15 protein-coding genes are annotated in these 19,654 nt (G+C 70.4%); 6 read left to right on the top strand and 9 right to left on the bottom strand.

Annotated features, from left to right (window positions below; translation table 11 throughout):
- Positions 1-3 precede the first annotated feature (3 nt).
- Positions 4-528 carry a DUF421 domain-containing protein gene (locus tag ASC98_RS28105; protein ID WP_056813660.1) on the top strand — a complete coding sequence of 175 codons (525 nt, stop codon included), beginning with the start codon at positions 4-6 and terminating at the stop codon, positions 526-528.
- On the opposite strand, the gene ASC98_RS28100 is transcribed toward ASC98_RS28105, so the two are convergent.
- The 5 genes from ASC98_RS28100 to ASC98_RS28080 all read right to left on the bottom strand — a co-directional run bounded on the left by ASC98_RS28100 (position 529) and on the right by ASC98_RS28080 (position 5,597).
- Positions 529-3,027 (bottom strand): PAS domain-containing protein, encoded by a 2,499-nt coding sequence (locus ASC98_RS28100; RefSeq protein ID WP_056813658.1) that lies wholly within the window; start codon positions 3,025-3,027, stop codon positions 529-531.
- Positions 3,024-3,353: a circadian clock KaiB family protein gene (locus ASC98_RS28095; protein ID WP_056813655.1), complete on the bottom strand. Its 330-nt coding sequence runs from the start codon at positions 3,351-3,353 to the stop codon at positions 3,024-3,026. The genes ASC98_RS28100 and ASC98_RS28095 overlap by 4 nt, the downstream gene beginning before the upstream one ends.
- Positions 3,350-3,634, bottom strand: a complete 285-nt coding sequence (locus ASC98_RS28090) for a circadian clock KaiB family protein (RefSeq protein ID WP_056813653.1) — start codon at positions 3,632-3,634, stop codon at positions 3,350-3,352. The genes ASC98_RS28095 and ASC98_RS28090 overlap by 4 nt, the downstream gene beginning before the upstream one ends.
- Positions 3,635-3,719: 85 nt before the next feature.
- Positions 3,720-5,216 carry a circadian clock protein KaiC gene (kaiC, locus tag ASC98_RS28085; RefSeq protein WP_056813652.1) on the bottom strand — a complete coding sequence of 499 codons (1,497 nt, stop codon included), beginning with the start codon at positions 5,214-5,216 and terminating at the stop codon, positions 3,720-3,722.
- A 15-nt stretch (positions 5,217-5,231) separates the two neighbouring features.
- Entirely contained in the window at positions 5,232-5,597 is a 366-nt protein-coding gene (locus ASC98_RS28080) for a response regulator (RefSeq protein ID WP_056813824.1), read from the bottom strand.
- Between the two features lie 322 nt (positions 5,598-5,919).
- On the opposite strand from ASC98_RS28080, the gene ASC98_RS28075 reads away from it, so the two are divergent.
- The 4 genes from ASC98_RS28075 (at position 5,920) to ASC98_RS28060 (ending at position 14,463) form a co-directional block, all read left to right on the top strand.
- The gene (locus tag ASC98_RS28075; RefSeq protein ID WP_056813650.1) at positions 5,920-10,839 is read left to right on the top strand and encodes a HAMP domain-containing protein; all 4,920 of its coding nucleotides are present in this window, start codon (positions 5,920-5,922) and stop codon (positions 10,837-10,839) included.
- Positions 10,840-10,952: 113 nt separating this feature from the next.
- Positions 10,953-13,085, top strand: a complete 2,133-nt coding sequence (locus ASC98_RS28070) for a response regulator (RefSeq protein WP_056813648.1) — start codon at positions 10,953-10,955, stop codon at positions 13,083-13,085.
- Between the two features lie 95 nt (positions 13,086-13,180).
- Positions 13,181-13,567, top strand: coding sequence for a hypothetical protein (locus tag ASC98_RS28065; protein ID WP_056813647.1), 387 nt, complete (start codon positions 13,181-13,183; stop codon positions 13,565-13,567).
- Between the two features lie 125 nt (positions 13,568-13,692).
- Entirely contained in the window at positions 13,693-14,463 is a 771-nt protein-coding gene (locus tag ASC98_RS28060; protein ID WP_056813645.1) for an alpha/beta fold hydrolase, read from the top strand.
- A gap of 10 nt (positions 14,464-14,473) precedes the next feature.
- On the opposite strand, the gene ASC98_RS28055 is transcribed toward ASC98_RS28060, so the two are convergent.
- From ASC98_RS28055 to ASC98_RS28045, 3 genes are read right to left on the bottom strand one after another with little or no spacing between them, the layout of a single operon-like run.
- Positions 14,474-15,166, bottom strand: a complete 693-nt coding sequence (locus ASC98_RS28055; protein WP_157597934.1) for an ABC transporter substrate-binding protein — start codon at positions 15,164-15,166, stop codon at positions 14,474-14,476.
- A gap of 60 nt (positions 15,167-15,226) precedes the next feature.
- Entirely contained in the window at positions 15,227-16,561 is a 1,335-nt protein-coding gene (locus ASC98_RS28050) for a GGDEF domain-containing protein (protein ID WP_056813639.1), read from the bottom strand.
- Positions 16,533-17,303 (bottom strand): ABC transporter substrate-binding protein, encoded by a 771-nt coding sequence (locus ASC98_RS28045; RefSeq protein WP_056813637.1) that lies wholly within the window; start codon positions 17,301-17,303, stop codon positions 16,533-16,535. The genes ASC98_RS28050 and ASC98_RS28045 overlap by 29 nt, the downstream gene beginning before the upstream one ends.
- Positions 17,304-17,459: 156 nt before the next feature.
- On the opposite strand from ASC98_RS28045, the gene upp reads away from it, so the two are divergent.
- A complete protein-coding gene (upp, locus tag ASC98_RS28040; RefSeq protein WP_056813634.1) occupies positions 17,460-18,092 on the top strand; it encodes a uracil phosphoribosyltransferase in 633 nt (210 codons plus the stop codon).
- A 202-nt stretch (positions 18,093-18,294) separates the two neighbouring features.
- On the opposite strand, the gene ASC98_RS28035 is transcribed toward upp, so the two are convergent.
- On the bottom strand, positions 18,295-19,647 hold the full coding sequence (locus tag ASC98_RS28035) for a PAS domain-containing sensor histidine kinase (RefSeq protein ID WP_056813631.1): 1,353 nt from the start codon (positions 19,645-19,647) through the stop codon (positions 18,295-18,297).
- Positions 19,648-19,654 lie beyond the last annotated feature (7 nt).

The following is a 19,654-nucleotide window of genomic DNA, read 5'->3' as shown; positions in this document are numbered from 1 at the left end:
CCCATGGACTCGCTTTTCACGTTCAACGTCTCGCCGCTCGAACTGCTGGTGCGCGGCACGCTGATGTACTGGTTCCTGTTCCTGATGTTCCGCTTCGTGCTGCGGCGCGACGTCGGATCGGTCGGGATCGCCGACGTGCTGCTGGTCGTGCTGATCGCCGACGCCTCGCAGAACGCGATGGCCGGCGGCTACGAGACGGTGGCCGAGGGCGCCGTGCTGGTGCTGACGCTGATGGGCTGGAACTGGCTGCTCGACTGGGCGACGTACCGCTTCGAGGCGGTGCGCCGCTTCGCCGAGCCGCCGCCCTTGCTGCTGGTGCGCCACGGCCGGGTGCAGCACCGGAACTTGCGGCAAGAATTCCTTACGCTGGACGACCTGCAGTCGCAGCTGCGCCAAAGCGGCGTCAGCAACCTGGCCGAGGTGCGCGCGGCCTTCATGGAATCCGACGGTCGCTTCTCGGTGATCACCCGCGAAGGCCGGCAGACGCGCCCGAGCACGCCGGCCGAGAATCCCGCGACCGACGGTTGATCAGCCGGCCGCCACCGGCTGGGTCCGCTGCAGCAGCACCGCCTCCAGCTCATCGAGGTCGACCGGCTTCACGAAGTGCGCATCGAAACCGGCCTCGCGCGAGCGCTGCCGGTCTTCGGCCTGGCCCCAGCCGCTCAGCGCGATCAGGTGGATCGTGCGGCCCCAGTCCTCCGCGCGGATGAGCCGGGCCACCTCGTGGCCGGTCAGCCCCGGCAGGCCGATGTCGAGCACGATGGCCTGCGGCCGGAATTCGCCGGCGGCGGCCAGCGCCGACGGCCCGTCGTGCGCGACCCGCACCTCGCGCCCGCCCATCTCCAGCACCTCGGCGAGGCTGACGGCGCTGTCGACGTTGTCGTCGACCACCAGCACCCGCAACGCGCCCGGTTCGGTGGCCACCGGCGCGGCAGCCGCGCGCGGCGGGTGCATCGGTGCCGCGCTCGGCATCGCCGCCGCCACCAGCGGCAGGCGCACGACGAAGCGGCAGCCGCTGCCGATGCCGTCGCTGTGGGCTTCGACGCTGCCGCCATGCATCTCCACCAGCTGCCTGACCAGCGCGAGGCCGATGCCGAGGCCGCCTTGCGCCCGCGCGACCGAGCGGTCGACCTGCGCGAACATGTCGAAGACCCGCGGCAGCATCTCGGGCGCGAGGCCGACGCCGGAGTCCTGCACCGCGATCACCGCGTCGCCGTTCTCCGGGTCGTCGCCACGCCCTTCCTCGCGCCAGGCGCTCAGTTCGATCCAGCCGCCCTCGGGCGTGTACTTCGCCGCGTTGTTCAGCAGGTTCGCGACGATCTGGCACAGCCGCGTGGTGTCGCCGTCGACGCACAGCTCGCCGGCCGGCGGCAGCTGCACGCGCAGCTCGTGGCGGCCGGCATCGATCAGCGGTCGGCTGGTCTCGACCGCGGTCTTCAGCACCTCGGCCAGGTCGGCGCGCGTGCGGCGCAGCTCGAGCTTGCCCTGGCTGATGCGGCTCACGTCGAGCAGGTCGTCGACCAGGTGCACCATCTGCCCGAGCTGCCGCTCGATCACGTCGCGCGCATGCGCCTGCGCCACCGGGCCGGGGCTGCGCTGCATGATCAGCAGCGCATTGCGGATCGGCGCCAGCGGGTTGCGCAGTTCGTGCGCCAGCGTCGCGAGGAACTGGTCCTTGCGGCGGTCGTTGTCGTGCAGCGCCTCTTCGGCCAGCTTGCGGTCGGTGATGTCGGCCATGATGCCGAGCAGCCGGCCGCCGGCGCCGTGCCCGTCGCCCTCGCCGGCGTAGAACACGCCATGCGCCTCGATCCAGTGCAGCGAGCCGTCGGGCCACAGCACGCGGGCTTCGAAATGCAGGTCCTGGTGCGTCGCCTCGCTGGTCCGGAACAGCGCCGCCACCCGCTCGCGGTCGGCCGGGTGCACATGCGACAGCATCACCCGGCTGCCCCACTGGCCGACCGGTTCGTCGTAGCCGAAGCAGCGGTCGTGGCGCAGCGAGGTGCGGGCGGTGTCGCTCGCGAGGTCGAGTTCCCATTCGCCGATGCGCGCCGAATCGAGCGTGAACTTCAGCCGCGCCTGGCTCTCGTGGAAGGCGGCATCGATCTGCGCCTGCTCGGTCACGTCGGAGGCGATCACCAGCACCGATTCGACGCCGCCGTCGTCGCCGAACTCCGGCATCAGCCGCGCATTGAAGAAGCGCTCGCCCGGCGCCGGGCCGCGCATCGTGTAGTTCAGCCGCACCAGCCGGCCGGTCGCGAACACCTCCTTCAGCGCGCCGTTCCATTGCGCGCACAGCGCCGGCGGCAGCCCGAGCTCGCCGAAGGTCTTGCCGAGCATCGCCGACGGCGCGATGCCGAGGTGGCGCTGCACGACCGGGCTGACGTAGACATGGCGCAGCCCGCGGTCGATGCGCGCGAAGATGTCGGGCGAGTTCTCGACCAGCGTCGCGAACTCGCGCTCGCGGCGCGCCAGCGCGAGCGTCGCGGCCATCAGCGTCTGCTCGGCGGCGACGCGCGCACTGACGTCGCGGATCACGCACAGCCGGCCCATCGGCTCGCCCTGCACGCCGCGCAGGCGCGACACGGTGCACTCCACGTGCATCGCGTCGTCGTTGCGCTTCACGTGCAGCAGCCGCGCGCGGTAGGCGCCGGTGTCGAGCAGCTCGCGCAGGCAGGCGTCGCGCAGCGCCTCGTCGGGCCAGACCTCGCGGTACAGCGCTTCGGCGCCGCGGCCGAGCAGGGTCGACGCGCTCTGGCCGTACTGGCGCTCGGCGGCGGCGTTCATGAAGATCAGGTGGCCGCCGTCGTCGAACGCCAGCACCGCGTCTTCCATCTGCGACAGCACCGCGCGGCGCAGCTTGTTGCCGGCGGCGTTCGCGCTGTCGAGCGTGTAGACGTCGCTGCCGACGACGATCGCATCGACGTCGCCGCTGCGGATCGCGCGCAGCGTGTCCTCGGCTTCTTCCAGCCGAAGCCGAAGCGCGTCGTTCTCGAGCAGCGCCTGCCGCAGGCGCTCGGCTGCACTCATTGCGGCACCCCCGCGGCCGGCAAGCCCTGCAGGGCCGGCATCGGATCGAGCCCGCGGCGCAGCCGCTCGGCATCGGACAGGTCGCCGATGAAGCGCCGCTGCGGCAGCGGCGCCAGCCGGATCAGCGTCGGCGCCGCGACGATCTGGTCGATGGTGGCCTGCTCGACATGCTCGCCGATGTCCAGCACCTCCAGCCGGTAGCGCCCGGCCAGGTGGGTTTCGCAGAAGCGCCGCGCGTTGACGACCGCCCGCGCCGAGGCCGGCGTCGCACCGGTGACATAGAGCCGCAGGTCGACGAAGTCCGGCACGCGCGGGTCATCGGTCATCGCAGGGGCCGCACGTCGAGGCCGACCAGCACGCGTTCTTCGTTCGACAGGTCGCCGATGATTTTCCGCATCGGCTCGGGCACCTTGCGCACCAGCGTCGGCACCGCGAGGATCTGGTCGCCGGCCGCCAGCTGCGGGTTCACCAGCAGGTCGACCACCTCGATCGAATAGCGGCCCGCCAGGTGCGTCTCGCAGATGTGCTTCAGGTTGTCGAGGGCCGCCATGGACTTGGCCGTGTGCCCCGCCACGTAAAGCTTCAGCTGCCACTCGGGCTTGGTCATGACAGCCCCTCGCTCGATGAGTACATCGATCGATCCCCCGAGGGGATGCGGGCCGGCTTGGGAGCGGCCCGGCGCTCGGCCCGCCTCATGCGCGCTGCTCCTGCGCCGCGCGCAGCTTGCGGGACGACCCGGTCAGCACGCGCTGGTCGGCGACGTACACGTCGACCAGGTCCACGCCGTGGTCGCCGATCACGAACTCGCGCGCCTGGTTCGAATGCGGCATGCCGCGCGACTTGACGACCTGCATGATGCGGGTGCGCTCGCCGTTGTACTGCTGGTTCGACAGCGCGACCCAGGTGTCCATCAGCGACGAGATGCCGATGCCCGAGGTGTCGAGCTCGTCGGTGGCCTGGCCGTGCGTCAGCGTCGTGTACAGCGAGGTCACGCCGCGCTGCTTCAGGAAGTCGACCAGCCGGATCAGCGTGGCCTGCAGCGAGCTGTCGCGATGGCGCAGCTCGAGGTTGCTGATCGGATCGATCACGACCGCATCGGGCTGCATCGTGGTCACGATGTCGTACATCGCGACCAGGTGCTGCTCCAGCCCGTGCAGCGACGGCCGCGACGCGTGGATCTGCAGCAGGCCCTTGTCGCGCCAGCGCCCGAGGTCGATCCCGATCGACTTCATGTTGCGCATCAGCTGCGTCTCGGACTCCTCGTAGGCGAACAGCACCGCCTTCTCGCCGCGGGCGCACACCGCATCGATGAAGCTCGCGCTGATGCTGCTCTTGCCGGTGCCGGCGGTGCCCGAGACCAGCACGCTGGTGCCGCGGAACACGCCGTGTCCGCCGAGCATCCCGTCGAGCCCGCGCACGCCGGTCGGCACCCGCTCGTCGCTGGCCAGGTGGTCCAGCCGCAGCGAGGTGATCGGCAGCACCGACAGGCCGTTCGAGCCGATCAGGAACGGGTATTCGTTGGTGCCGTGGGCCGAGCCCCGGTACTTGACGATGCGCAGCCGACGCGTCGAGACCTGGTCGACGATGCGGTGGTCGAGCAGCAGCACGCAGTCGGCGACGTACTCCTCGAGCCCGTAGCGCGTCAGCGTGTTCTCGCCGCGCTCGCCGGTGATGACGGCCGTCATGCCGCGGTCCTTCAGCCAATGGAACAGCCGGCGCAGTTCGGCGCGCAGCAGCGCCTCGTTCGGCAGGCCGGCGAACAGCGCCTCGATGGTGTCGAGCACGACGCGCTTCGCGCCGACGCGCCGGATCGCATGGTCGAGACGGATGAACAGGCCTTCGAGGTCGTACTCGCCGGTCTCCTCGATCTCGCTGCGTTCGATCTTGACCTGGTCGACGACCAGCTTGCCGGCGGCCTGCAGCGCGTCGAGGTCGTGTCCCAGCGAACGCATGTTGGCGACCAGGTCGTCGGCGCTCTCCTCGAAAGTCATGAAGACGCCGGGTTCGCCGTACTGCTGCGCGCCGTTCACCAGGAACTCGGCCGCCAGCATGGTCTTGCCGCAGCCGGCGGCGCCGCACACCAGCGTCGGGCGGCCGCGTGGCAGGCCGCCTTCGGTGATGTCGTCCAGGCCGGCGATGCCGGTCGGCGCCTTCGGCAACAGGCGGTCCAGGGACGCAGTCGTCTTCATGCGGGGTCCTCCTTGTCAGCCGCGGTTCTTGATCGCGGCGGTGATCTCGTCCATCAGCTGCTCGAGCTCTTCGGGCTCGAACGGCTTGCGCAACGCCCGCACGTTGGGGCCGAACTGCCGCACCCATTCGCCGAACTCGTAGCCCGAGCACAGCACCACCCAGCGGTCGGGCTGCTTCGCGAGCAGCTGCTTCGCGAGGTCGGTGCCGGAGATGCCGGGCAGGCTGACGTCGGTGACGACGATGTCGTACTCGTTCGCGGCGCACAGCGCCAGCGCCTCTTCGCCGTTGGCACACGCGGTCAGCGCCCGCCCGGGCTGCTCCATCAGCATCGAGATGCTCAGTCGCAGGTCGTCGTTGTCTTCGACGTAGAGCACGGTCACGTCATCCAAATCGAGTCCTCCAGCGGGTGCATGTGAAAAAGTCTACGCTGCCGACGCGGTTTCAACGAGCCGCCAGCGCACCTGCCTGTCGGATGGGTGTGGGCTCGCCAACCCAAGGATTTCGCGGGTTTCCGGGGCATGGCGCACCGGCTGTAGTCATCATCCTACAAAGGCTTTCGGCGCCGTCTGTCATCAGGACGCGCCGATCCAGCGGTAGTCTGCAACACCCCGCGCCCGCGCTGCATGCAAAAAGACATGTTGAGGGACGGGTGACCCCGCCGCCTCTGCTCTCGCCGGCTCGAATCAGTCTGGAAGCCCCGCCATGAATGTGCTTGAACTCGATGAAGTCGCGACGCCGGAGCGCGAGATGGTCACGCTGCTGGCCGCGTTGACGCAGCTGCGGCGCGGCGACGCCAGCGTGCGGCTGCCGCTGCACTGGGAAGGGCTGGCCGGCAAGGTGGCCGACGTCTTCAACGACCTGGTCGAGCAGAACGCCGCGATGGCCGACGAGCTCGGCCGGCTGCGCCAGGTGGTCGGCAAGGAAGGCAAGCTGAAGCAGCGCGCGGTGCTCAGCGAGACGCGCGGCTTCTGGGGTGCGTCGATCGAATCGATCAATGCGCTGATCGACGACCTGGTGCACCCGACCAGCGAGGTCGCGCGGGTGATCGGCGCGGTGGCGCAGGGCGACCTGAGCAAGAGCATGGCGCTCGAAGTCGAGGGCCGCGAGCTCGAAGGCGAGTTCCTGCGCACCGCGAAGACCATCAACAAGATGGTCGAGCAGCTCGGCAACTTCTCGGCCGAGGTGACGCGGGTGGCGCGCGAGGTCGGCACCGAAGGCATGCTGGGCGGCCAGGCCAAGGTGAAGGGCGTGGCCGGCACCTGGAAGGACCTGACCGACTCGGTCAACTCGATGGCCGGCAACCTGACCGACCAGGTGCGCAACATCGCCGACGTGACGACCGCGGTGGCCAAGGGTGACCTGTCGAAGAAGATCGACGTCGACGTGAAGGGCGAGTTCCTGACGCTGAAGAACACCATCAACACGATGGTCGACCAGCTGCGCTCGTTCGCCTCCGAAGTGACCCGCGTGGCGCGCGAGGTCGGTACCGAAGGATCGCTCGGCGGGCAGGCGCGGGTGGAAGGCGTGTCGGGCACCTGGAAGGACCTGACCGATTCGGTCAACTCGATGGCCGGCAACCTGACCAGCCAGGTGCGCAACATCGCCGACGTGACGAAGGCGGTGGCCGCCGGCGACCTGTCGAAGAAGATCACGGTCGACGTGAAGGGCGAGATCCTGGAGCTGAAGAACACCGTCAACACGATGGTCGACCAGTTGCGCTCGTTCGCGGCCGAGGTCACGCGGGTGGCGCGCGAGGTGGGTACCGAAGGCATCCTGGGCGGCCAGGCCGACGTGCAGGGCGTGGCCGGCACCTGGAAGGACCTGACCGAGTCGGTCAACTTCATGGCCGGCAACCTGACTTCGCAGGTGCGCAACATCGCCGAGGTGACGACCGCGGTGGCGGCCGGCGACCTGTCGAAGAAGATCACGGTCGACGTGAAGGGCGAGATCTCGGAGCTGAAGAACACCATCAACACGATGGTCGACCAGCTGCGTTCGTTCGCCGCCGAGGTGACGCGCGTCGCGCGCGAGGTCGGCACCGAAGGCAAGCTGGGCGGACAGGCCGACGTGCAGGGCGTGGCCGGCACCTGGAAGGACCTGACCGATTCGGTGAACCTGATGGCGTCGAACCTGACCAGCCAGGTGCGCAACATCGCCGACGTGACGAAGGCGGTGGCGGCCGGCGACCTGTCGAAGAAGATCACGGTCGACGTGAAGGGCGAGATCCTGGAGCTGAAGGCCACCATCAACACGATGGTCGACCAGCTGTCGTCGTTCGCGGCCGAGGTGACGCGGGTGGCGCGCGAGGTCGGCACCGAAGGCCGGCTCGGCGGGCAGGCGCAGGTGCGCGATGTGTCGGGCACCTGGAAGGACCTGACCGACAACGTGAACTTCATGGCCGGCAACCTGACCGGCCAGGTGCGCGGCATCGCGAAGGTGGTGACCGCGGTGGCCAACGGCGACCTGCAGCAGAAGCTGACGGTGGAGGCCAAGGGCGAGATCGCCGCGCTGGCCGAGACCATCAACAGCATGACCGAGACGCTCGCGACCTTCGCCGACCAGGTGACCACGGTGGCGCGCGAGGTCGGCGTCGAAGGCAAGCTCGGCGGCCAGGCCAAGGTGCCGGGCGCGGCCGGCACCTGGAAGGGGCTGACCGAGAACGTCAACCAGCTGGCGGCCAACCTGACCACGCAGGTGCGCGCGATCGCCGAGGTGGCGACCGCGGTGACGCAGGGCGACCTGACGCGCTCGATCACGGTGGAGGCGCAGGGCGAGGTGGCCGCGCTGAAGGACACCATCAACGAGATGATCCGCAACCTGAAGGACACCACGCAGAAGAACACCGAGCAGGACTGGCTGAAGACCAACCTCGCGAAGTTCAGCCGCATGCTGCAGGGCCAGAAGGACCTGCTGACGGTGGGCCAGCTGATCCTGTCCGAACTGGCGCCGGTGGTCGGCGCGCAGCAGGCCGAGTTCTACGTGCTGACCGGCAGCAGCGGCACCGGTCCGCGGCTGAAGCTGTTCGGCAGCTACGCGTCGGGCGGCCAGGCCTCGCACGGCAAGGAGGTCGACCTGGGCCAGGGCCTGGTCGGCCAGTGCGCGGTCGAGAAGACCAAGATCCTGGTGACCAACGTGCCGAGCAGCGCGATGCGCATCGCGACCGGGCTGAGCGAAGGCGCGGCGCTCGACATCCTGGTGCTGCCGATCGTGTTCGAAGGCGAGGTGCGCGGCGTGCTGGAGCTGGCCTCGCTGGAGCGCTTCAACCCGGCGCACCAGGCCTTCCTCGACCAGCTGACCGAATCGATCGGCATCGTGATCAACACGATCAGCGCGAACATGCGCACCGAGGACCTGCTGACGCAGTCGCAGTCGCTGGCCGAGGAGCTGCAGAGCCGCCAGCAGGAACTGCAGCAGACCAACGAGGAGCTGCAGGAGAAGGCCCGGCTGCTGGTGCACCAGAACCAGGAGGTGGAGCGCAAGAACCAGGAGGTCGAGCAGGCCCGGCAGGCGCTGGAAGAGAAGGCCGAGCAGCTCGCGCTGACCTCGAAGTACAAGTCGGAATTCCTGGCCAACATGTCGCACGAGCTGCGCACGCCGCTGAACAGCCTGCTGATCCTGTCCGACCAGCTGTGCAAGAACAGCGACGGCAACCTGACGCCGCGCCAGGTGGAGTTCGCGAAGACCATCCACCTGTCCGGCAACGACCTGCTGATGCTGATCAACGACATCCTCGACCTGTCGAAGATCGAGTCGGGCACGGTCGCGGTCGACGTCTCGGAGCTGCGGCTGGAAGACCTGCAGCGCTCGGTGGACCGCAGCTTCCGCCACGTCGCCGAATCGCGCCATGTCGCGTTCGAGATCGGCGCGCCGGTGCGCGTCGCGCCGCTGCCGAAGACCATCGTCACCGACGTCAAGCGGCTGCAGCAGATCATCAAGAACCTGCTGTCGAACGCCTTCAAGTTCACCCACCAGGGCGCGGTGCGGCTGACGATGGAGGTGGTGGACCGCGGCTGGTCGCGCGACAACGAGGACCTGAACCGCGCATCGCAGGTGCTGGCGTTCTCGGTGTCGGACACCGGCATCGGCATCTCGCCGGACAAGCAGCAGATCATCTTCGAGGCCTTCCAGCAGGCCGATGGTTCCACCTCGCGCAAGTACGGCGGCACCGGCCTGGGCCTCGCGATCAGCCGCGAGCTGGCGCGGCTGCTGGGCGGCGAGATCCGGCTGGTCAGCGCGCCGGCCGAGGGCAGCACCTTCACGCTGTACCTGCCGCAGAGCTACAGCCCGACGCGCAGCCTGCGGCACGGCCGCGGCACGCCGCCGGGGGTGATGACCGAGGCGTTGCCGCTGCTGGAACGCCCGCGGGTCGAGGTGCCGATGTCGGTGAACGACAGCGCGGACGCCGACGAGATGGGCGACAACGCCGCCAACGACGACCGCGCCGACATCCTGCTCGGCGACAAGGTGCTGCTGATCGTCGAGAACGACCTGGCCTTCGCCGACGTGCTGCTGCAGGCGGCCCGCCGCGTCGGCTTCAAGGGGCTGGTCAGCACCAGCGGCGCCGCGGCGCTCGCGCTGACGCGCGATTTCCAGCCGGCGGTCATCACGCTCGACATCTTCCTGCCCGACATGGAGGGCTGGCGCATCCTGGCGCGGCTGAAGTCCGACCTGTCGACGCGCCACATCCCGGTCTGCGTGGTGTCGACCGACGACTCGCGCGAACGTGCGCTGCGCTCGGGCGCGGTCGGCTTCCTGACGAAGCCGCTGCAGTCGGTCGACGAGGTCGAGGAGGCGCTCGGCCACCTGCACGAATTCGCCGAGCGCCGCCGCAAGCGGCTGCTGGTGATGATGGACGACACGCCGGCGCGCGCGCAGTTCCTGGACGCGCTCGACACCGAGACCGACATCGTGCAGGCCAGCCGCGCCGACGAAGCGCGCGAGCGCATCGCGCACGGCAGCATCGACTGCCTGATCACCGACGGCAGCGTCAGCGACTTCGGTCCGGAGGACGTGATCGAGTCGCTCGAATCGCGGCCGCTCGCCCGCCAGCTGCCGATCGTGCTGGCCAGCAGCGACCCGGCGGTGTGCCAGGGCTGGGAGCGTGGCCACAGCGCCTTCGCGCTGCGCCGCGCCGACACGCTGGAGCGCATGCTCGATGCATCGGCGTTCTTCCTGCACCGCGGCGAGGCGACGATGTCGGAAGAAGAACGCCGCTCGGCACGCGAGCTGCATGACGCCGACCGCCGGCTGCAGGGCCGAAAGGTGCTGATCGTCGACGACGACATGCGCAACATCTTTGCGCTGGCCACCGTGCTGGACAACCACGGCATGGTGATCGTGTCGGCCGAGAACGGGCGCGACGCGATCCGGCTGGTGGAGACCGATCCGAGCATCGACATCGTGCTGATGGACATCATGATGCCGGAGATGGACGGCATGGAGACGATGCGCCAGATGCGCCGGCTGCCGCGCGGCAAGGAGCTGCCGCTGATCGCGGTGACGGCCAAGGCGATGAAGGGCGACCGCGAGAAGTGCATCGACGCCGGGGCCTGGGACTACCTGTCCAAGCCGGTCGACACCGCCTACCTGCTGGTCGTGCTGCGCGGCTGGCTCAGCAAGTGAGCGCGCCGCACGAGACCGGGCCGGGCCGAGCGCCGGGCCGCTCCCAAGCCGGCCCGGGTCCCCTCGGGGGACCGGTCGACGTACCCGGCGACCCAGGGGCGGACACCACGAGGGTGAACATCCTCGTGGTCGACGACCTGCCGGAGAAATTGCTGGTCTTCGGCACCGTGCTCGAGGAGCTCGGCCAGAACCTGGTGTTCGTGCGCTCCGGGCGCGAGGCGCTGCGCGAGGTGCTGCAGCGCGAGTTCGCGGTGATCCTGCTCGACGTCAACATGCCGGACATCGACGGCTTCGAGACCGCGGCGCTGATCCGGCAGTACAAGCGCTCGGTCGACACGCCGATCATCTTCATCACCTCGTACGCCGACGAGATGCAGACCGAGCGCGGCTATGCGCTGGGGGCCGTCGACTACATCCAGTCGCCGGTGGTGCCGCACATCCTGCGCAGCAAGGTGCGGGTGTTCGTGCGGCTGTTCGCGATGCAGCGGCAGATCCGCGAGCAGGCCGATGCCCATGCGGCGGTGGCGGCCGCCGATGCCGCGCGGCGCGTCGCCGAGGACAACGACCGCCGTTCGGCCTTCCTGGCTGACGCGAGCCGCGTGCTCAGCGGCTCGCTTCAGGCCGAGGTCTGCGTGCGCGCGCTGGCCGAGCTGCTGGTGCCGGCGATGGCGACGGCCGCGCTGGTGCTGCCGGGCGACGAACCCGGGGCGCGCCAGAAGCTGGTGTGTGCGTCGCCCGGCGCCACCGCGAACCGCATGCTGATGGACATCGCCCCGCCGCTGGCCGCCGCGCTGCGCCAGGCGCTGGCCGAACGCCGCACGGTGGCGCTGGCGCCGGCCGACCTGGTCGCGCTGGCGCCCGATGCCTTCGGCCCGGGCCGCACGCGCGCGCTGCCGTGGCAGGCGGTGCAGGCGCTGCCGCTGATCAACGGCGACCGGCTGCTCGGTGCGATGCTGGTGGCGACCGACGATGCGCTGCAGCGGCCCGACTGGCGCGTGCTCGACGACCTGGCCGCGCGCGCCGCGGCGGCGCTCGAGAACGCGATCCTCTACGGCAGCCTGCAGGGCGAGATCGTCGAGCGGCGCGCCGCCGAGATGCAGCTGCAGGAGGCGGGGCGGCGCAAGGACGAGTTCCTCGCGATGCTGTCGCACGAGCTGCGCAACCCGCTGGCGCCGATCCGCACCGCGCTGGAGGTGATCCGCCGCATCGCGCCGCCCGACCCGAAGATCGGCTGGGCCACCGACATCATGGTGCGCCAGCTCAAGCAGATGACGCGGCTGATCGAGGAGCTGCTCGACGTGGCGCGCATCAGCCAGGGCAAGATCGTGCTGAGCCGCGAGAAGGTCGACCTGAACGCGGTGATCCTGCAGAGCGTCGAGACCGCGCAACCGCTGATCGACGCCCGCGACCAGCGGCTGCAGGTGCTGCCGCTGGCCGAGCCGATGTGGCTGCACGGCGATTTCGCGCGGCTGGCGCAGATCGTGTCGAACCTGCTGAACAACGCGTCGAAGTACAGCGAGAAGGGCACCCGCATCTTGCTGGAAGCGAGCGCGACGCCGCAGGGCGCGGTGATCCAGGTCAGCGACCAGGGCATCGGCATCGATGCGCAGCTGCTGCCGCGCATCTTCGACCTGTTCACGCAGGGCTCGCGCACGCTGGACCGCGCGCAGGGCGGGCTCGGCGTCGGGCTGACGCTCGCGCAGCGGCTCGCGCAGATGCACGGCGGCAGCCTCGAAGCCGCCAGCGACGGCATCGGCTGCGGCGCGGTGTTCACGCTGCGGCTGCCGTGCGTCGGGCTGGTGCGCTCCGGCGAGGCCGGCGGCCCGGCCGCCGAAACGGGTGCACTGCACCCGGCGCGCGTGCTGGTGGTCGACGACAACCACGACGCGGCGCACAGCGTGGCCGACCTGCTCGCGCTCGGCGGCCACGAGGTGCGCACCGCCGCCGACGGCCGCGAGGCGCTGACGGTGGCCGAGCACTTCAGCCCCGAGGTGGTGGTGCTCGACATCGGGCTGCCGATCCTCGACGGCTACGAGGTCGCGGCGCGGCTGCGCACGATGGACGGCACGCGCGGCGCGCTGCTGCTGGCGCTGACCGGCTACGGCCAGCAGGAGGACCGCGAGCGCGCCGAGGCCGCGGGCTTCGACCACCATTTCGTGAAGCCCGCCGATCCGGTGGCGCTGCAGAAGTGCATCGACGGGTGGCTGCGGCAGCGCAGCGACGCCGGGCAGCAGCAGGCGGGCTGAGGCGCCCGGCAACTTCTCACGCCGCGCGCCGGGACGGATGGCCCGCGGGCCGCCCGGCATGGAACCGAAGCCGTCCGGCGGTTACTGATGCGCGCATGAGCGGCTGGCGCGATTACCTGTGGATCACCTGGTGGCGGTCGCTGTGGGACGGCGGCGGCCCGCGCGGGCGTTCGCCGTCCGCTGCAGCGGCCGCGCGCACGCCGAAGGAGCGGCTGCAGCAGCGGCTGCTCGACGACTACGCCCGCGACGTGCCCGGCGCCGACGGCGTCGTGCGCACGCTGCGCCACTGGATCGACGCGCTCGGCGGCCACCTCGACCTGTCGCGCTGCGAGCGCGCCGCGGTGCGCCAGTTGCCGAAGGAGCTGATCGACGACTGCATCGCGTACGTCACGCAGCGCAGCCGGCACGAGCAGTTGCGCATCACGCTGCCCGACGGGCTGAACCAGCAGGTCGGCTGGTGGTCGGACTACAGGCTGGGCTGACCCGTGTCGCCGAAGCGCCTGCACGGCACTGCCTCGGAGTCCTACACGGATTGCCTCTTTTGCCCGATAGGCAGGCCCGTGTCGCGGCCCTAGCCTCGAACCATCGAATCTCAGGAGCATTCCCCATGGGTCCCAGCACCGACACCTGCTCGCCGTCCGCGGCGCTGGGCCTTGCGCCGATCTCCCGCCCGGCCCTCGGCCTGCTGGTCAGCGAACCGTGGCGCGCGGCGCTCGAACTGGCCTCGCACCGGCTGGGCCGCGGCTTCTCGACCGTGCAGCGGCACGGCGACGGCCACCCGGTCGTCATCTTCCCGGGCCTCGCCGCCGACGGCAGCGCCGTCGCCACGCTGCGCGAGCACTGCACGGCCCTCGGCTACACCGCGTTCGACTGGGGGCGTGGCCTGAATGTCGGCCCGCGCGGCGACGTCGACGCCTGGATGGCGGATCTGGCCGACCATGTGCGGGCCCTGCTGGAACGGCACGAAGGCCGAGCGACGCTGGTCGGCTGGAGCCTCGGCGGCCTCTACGCCCGCGAACTCGGCAAGCTGCTCGCACCGCAGGTGCGCCGCGTGATCACGATCGGCACGCCGTTCAACGCCGAGGCCGACCACAGCCATGTCGGCTGGCTGTACCGGCTGCTGAACGGCGCGCCGGCCCGCCTCGACGCCGCGATGAGCCGCCGGCTGCGCACGCCGCCGCCGGTGCACACCGCGTCCATCTACAGCCGCAACGACGGCATCGTCGCATGGCAGACCTGCATCCACGGCCCGCAGGAACACGCCACCGGCCTGGTGCGCGACCTCGAAGTCGACAGCAGCCACATCGGCATGGTGTGGAACCCGCGCGTGCTGAACGCGGTCGGCGAGCTGCTGGCGCTGCCGGGCACCGGCGCCTGAGCCGCCTGGCTCAGCGTCCCGGCGCTGCCATCAGCCGCGCCAGCGTGCCGTCGGCCTTCAGCTTCTCGAACGCCGTGCGCGTGCGCAGCACCACGTCGTCGGGCGTCGACTTGCTGTAGGCCATGAACAGCCCGGTCGACAGCGTGTCCAGCGTGTAGACCTTCTCCAGCATCGCGCAATCGATGTGCGACTCGTCGCACAGCTGGCGCGCGTCGCGCTCGGGCATCGGCACCAGCTGCACCTGGCGGTGCAGCAGCTTGCGGAAGTTGTCGCCGTTCTGCGCCGACACCACCAGCCGCGTGAAGCCCTGCGACTGCAGGTACTGCTGGCGCACGTCGTCGCGCACCACGCCGATGCTGTAGGCCCTGGCGTCCTGCAGCGTGCGCACCACCACCTCGGTGCTGGTGCGCAGCTTGTACAGGTGGTACTCGATGCGCATGAACTCGCCGGCCCACTTGAACTTGTCCTCGCGCTGCGGCGTGCGCGCGATCATGAAGATCAGCACGTTCGGTTCCTGCAGCGCCATGTCGTAGGCGCGCGCCCACGGGTAGATGCCGGCACGGTAGTCGGCGAAGCCGGCGCGCTGCATCGTCGCGGCCACCACCTCGCTGGCGGGGCCGAGCACCCGGCCGGCGCTGAGCCAGGTGTAGCCGGACTCCTCGGTGACGCCGCGGATCGCCTGGGCCTGGGCGCCCACCAGCATGAGCGCCAGGACAGGGCCTGCAAGACAATGGGCAATGCGCATGGTCTTCCTTCCTTCGGATCAGGCGGCCACCCGGTCGCGGCCTTGTCGCTTCGCGCGGTACAGCGCCTGGTCGGCACGCTGCAGCAGCGCGTCGAAGCGGTCCATCGTCAGCGGATCGAACTGCGCGACGCCGATGCTCAGCGTCACGCGCGGTGCCACCTGCGACGCGCTGTGCGCGATGTCGCGGTCGGCCAACGCCTCGCGCAGCCGCTCGGCCGCGGCATGCGCCTGGTCGGCATCGACCGCCGGCAGCAGCACCGCGAACTCCTCGCCGCCGATGCGCGCGGCCAGCTCGCCGGCGCGGCCGAAGGTCTCGCGCAGCGTCTGTGCGATCAGGCGCAGGCAGTCGTCGCCGAGCGCATGGCCGTAGGTGTCGTTGTAGCGCTTGAAGAAATCGACGTCGCACAGCAGCACCGACAGCGGCTGGTTCAGTCGCTGCGCGCGGCGGAACTCGACGTCCTTCACCTCGTCGAAGTGGCGCCGGTTCGCGAGGCCGGTCAGCGGGTCGCTGCGCGACAGCGCTTCCAGCTGCGCGTTGGCGGCGCGCAGCTCGGCGGTCTGCTCGTCGACCAGCTCGGCCAGCCGGTCGCGGTGCGCCGCGAGGTCGCGCTCGTCGCGGCGCTGGCGCGCCAGGTAGTTCGACAGGTTGCCCTGCAGCTGGTTGACGCCCGACTCCAGCAGGCTCAGCTCGTCGCGCCGGCCCGGCGCGCGCTCGAGCACCAGCCGGCGGTCCAGCGTCTGCGGCGTCAGCTCGTCGAGGTGACGCGCCATGCGCCGCACGTGCACGGTGACGGTGCGGTTGAAGACCCACATCACCAGGCCGGCCAGCAGCAGCGACTGGACCAGCTGCGTCAGCACGATGCCGGCCAGCTCGCCGCGCAATCGCTCCCACAGCACGCGCTCGTCGCCTTCGAGCGTCAGCTCGCCGACCACCTCGCTCGCGCCGGGATAGGGTTCGTAGCTCAGCCTGCGGTGCAGCACCGGCGCGCGGGTCGACGGCTGCGCGCCGTCGCGGTGCTGCGCCATCTGCTCGGTGGTGCGGCCGTTCTGCAGCAGCCGCAGCTCGACGCGGCCGACCGGGCTGACCTGCGCGACGCCGTTCACGTGGGTCTGCAGCGCATCGCGGTCCATCTCCCAGATGGCTTTCGCGAGCGTGTGCTGGAACACCTGGTCGATCAGCGTCAGCTCGGCGGTCATCGCCGACAGGTTGGCCTGCCAGGCCGACCAGGTGCGCAGCGCCACCGCGGCCAGCGTGAAGACGATGCCGAATGCCAGCGTCGCCAGCACCAGCTGGCGGCCGAGCGAGCCGTTCAGCCCGCCGTGCTCAGAGCCACTTGCGCTGGAGGCTCTCATAGGTGCCGTTGCGGCGGATCGTCTCCAGCCCCTTGCGGAAGCGCTCGACCACCTCGTCCGGCGTCTTCAGGCTGAAGGCCATGTCGAGCCCGCCTTCGCTGCCGAGGTCGGTCAGCGCGAGCGTGCGCTGCACCATGCGGGCCGGGTCGTCGCCGGCCTGGCGCACCAGGTACGTGGCGTTCAGCTCGTTGGCGATCCACAGGTCGACGCGGCCGCCCTTCAGCTTCTCGTAGTTCAGCTCGTAGCGGTTGCTGGACTGCAGGTTCTGGCCGATCTGGAAGCCGTTGGCGACCAGGTACTGCTCGCCGGCGTCTTCGTTGACGGTGGCGGTCTGGAAGCGGCGCGCGTCGTCCAGCGTCTTGACCGGCGGCGTGCGGCCGCTCAGCGAGAACAGGTACCAGCGCGTCGGCGCGATCACCCCGACCCACTTGAAGCGCTTCTCGCGCTGCGGCGTGCGGGTGATCGAATAGATCAGCACGTTCTCCTGGTTCAGCGCGATGTCGTAGGCGCGGGCCCACGGCATCACCTGGATCGGCGTGCCGGCGAAGCCGGCCTCCTTCAGCACCGCCTGCACGACCTCGGTGCCGAGGCCGGTGACCTGGCCGTTCACCGTCATGTTGTAGGGCGGCAGTTCCTCGGTGACGATGCGCAGCGGCTGCGCCGCGGCCAGCACGGGCAGCAGCCCGAGCAGCAGCCCGGCCAGGTGGCAGGCAAGACGACGCAGCGGGGGCGGAACGGACATGCAAGGCTCGGCAGACGGAGGGACGACTGTTTTTCGACCGCCCCGGTGCACCACTTGAGCGCGGCGGCCCGCGCGAGCGTGACGAAATGCTGGTTCGCCGCGGCAGGAGCCGATATAACCGACACAGCCGAAGCTGGCACACCCCGAGGAGAGCCCATGACCGCACCCGTGCACCACATCACCCATCCGCTGATCCAGCACAAGCTGACGCTGATGCGCCAGAAGGACCGCAGCACCAACAGCTTCCGGCGGCTGCTGGGCGAGATCAGCATGCTGATGGCCTACGAGGTCACGCGCGACATGCCGACGCAGATGATCGAGATCGAGACGCCGCTCGAGACGATGCAGGCGCCGGTGATCGACGGCAAGAAGACGGTGTTCGTCAGCATCATGCGGGCCGGCGCCGGCTTCCTCGACGGCATGCTGAACGTGGTGCCGGGCGCGCGCATCGGCCACATTGGCCTGTACCGCGACCCGAAGACGCTGGTGGCGGTGGAGTACTACTTCAAGATGCCGGCCGACATGCACGAGCGCGACGCGATCGTGCTGGACCCGATGCTGGCCACCGGCAACTCGGCGGTCGCGGCGGTGGACCGGCTGAAGGAGACGCGGCCGAAGTCGATCCGCTTCGTGTGCCTGCTGGCCGCGCCGGAGGGGCTGCAGCACTTCCAGTCGGCGCATCCCGACGTGCCGGTGTACACCGCGGCGATCGACCGGCAGCTCGACGAGCACGGCTACATCGTGCCCGGCCTGGGGGATGCAGGGGACCGGTTGTTCGGGACGAAGTGACACCTCCCTCCGTTCGCCCTGAGCCTGTCGAAGGGCCCCGATCATCCTGAGCTTGTCGAAGGACCTGAGCCTGTCGAAGGGTCGGGCCGAGCCCCCTTCCCGTTCGGGCTGAGCCTGTCGAAGCCCTCGTGCCAGGGCACCCACCCTTCGACACGTGCCCTCGACAAGCTCGGTCCCTGCTCAGGGCGAACGGGGTGGGTGATCAACGGGGTGGGCGGTCGGGCGAACGGGCCTGGGTGTCCATCGGCAGCGTGATCGCCACGCGCAGCCCACCATCCGGCCGGTTCGCCAGCGCGATCCGCCCGCCATGCGCCTCGGCGATCTCCCGAGCCAGTGCCAACCCGAGCCCGGTGCCGGCCCGCTTGGTCGAGTAGAACGGCAGCAAGGCCTGCGCGAGCACGGTGTCGGTCATGCCGGGGCCGCGATCGGCCACCTCGAAGCGGATCTCCGCACCGGTGTCGGTCAGCGACAGCGTCACGCCGTCCGACGGCCCGCCCGCTTCGTGCGCGTTCTTCAGCAGGTTGATGAGCGCCTGCTCCACCTGCGCCGCATCGAACACCCCGGCCCGCGCCGGCAGCTCGCCGCTGCGCTCGAACGGGTACTGCGCCACGAGCGCCGCCAGGAACGGCGCCCACTCCACCGTGTCCAGCCGCGGCGCCGGCAGCTTCGCGAAACGCGCATAGCCGTCGAGGAAGCCGTGCAGGTGGCGCGCCCGCTCGCCGATCGCGGCGAACACCTCCGGCAGCCGCTGCACATCGCCGCGCCGCGCCAGCTCGGCGCCGCTGTGGGCGAGCGACGAGATCGGCGCCAGCGAGTTGTTCAGCTCGTGGCTGATGACGCGGATCACGCGCTTCCAGGTGGCGACCTCCTGCCGCGACAGCTCGCGCGTCATGCGCCGGAACAGCAGCAGCCGGTGCGGCCGGCCCTGCAGCCGGAACTGGCGCTGAGACAGGTGGAAGGTCTCGTCGCTGCCGTCCAGCGTGACGCTGAACAGCGCATCGGTGCCCTCCTCCACCGCCCGCGCGAGCGCCGGCGGCAGCGTCGCGAGCAGCGCGCCGAAATCGCTGCCCTCCAGGCTGCGGCCTTCGCCCAGCAGCTGGCGCGCGGCGATGTTGGCGTAGGCCACGCGCTGCCGCAGGTCGGTCAGCACCAGCGCGACCGGCGTGTTCTGCACCACGGTGTCGAGCAGCAGCTCGCGCTGCGCCAGGTGCTGGCGCTGGTCGCGCAGCGCATGGCCCAACGCGTTGTGGTGCCCGACCAGCGCGCCGAGTTCGCCGCCGTGGTCGTCGCTGATCGACACGCTGAAGTCGCCGTCGCGGTAGCTCAGCACCGCGCTCTCCAGCGAGCGCAGCAGGCGCTTCAGCGGCGCGACCAGCCGCGCCGACCCCCAGGCGGCCAGCCAGAATGCCAGCACCGCGGCCGCCCCGGCCAGCGGCGCCACAGCGCCGCCCCAGCGGGCCGATGCGGCCAGCACCGCGGCATGCAGCGCGGCACCGCCGGCTAGCGCGGCGACGAGCGCCAGCAGCAAGCGCGCACGCAGGCTCAATGCGCGCATGCCGGGC

This window comes from Rhizobacter sp. Root1238 (assembly GCF_001425825.1).
Taxonomy (GTDB): Bacteria; Pseudomonadota; Gammaproteobacteria; order Burkholderiales; family Burkholderiaceae_C; genus Rhizobacter.
The sequence above is the reverse complement of the archived record's forward strand: the minus strand, read 5'-3'. Positions and strand labels throughout refer to the sequence as shown.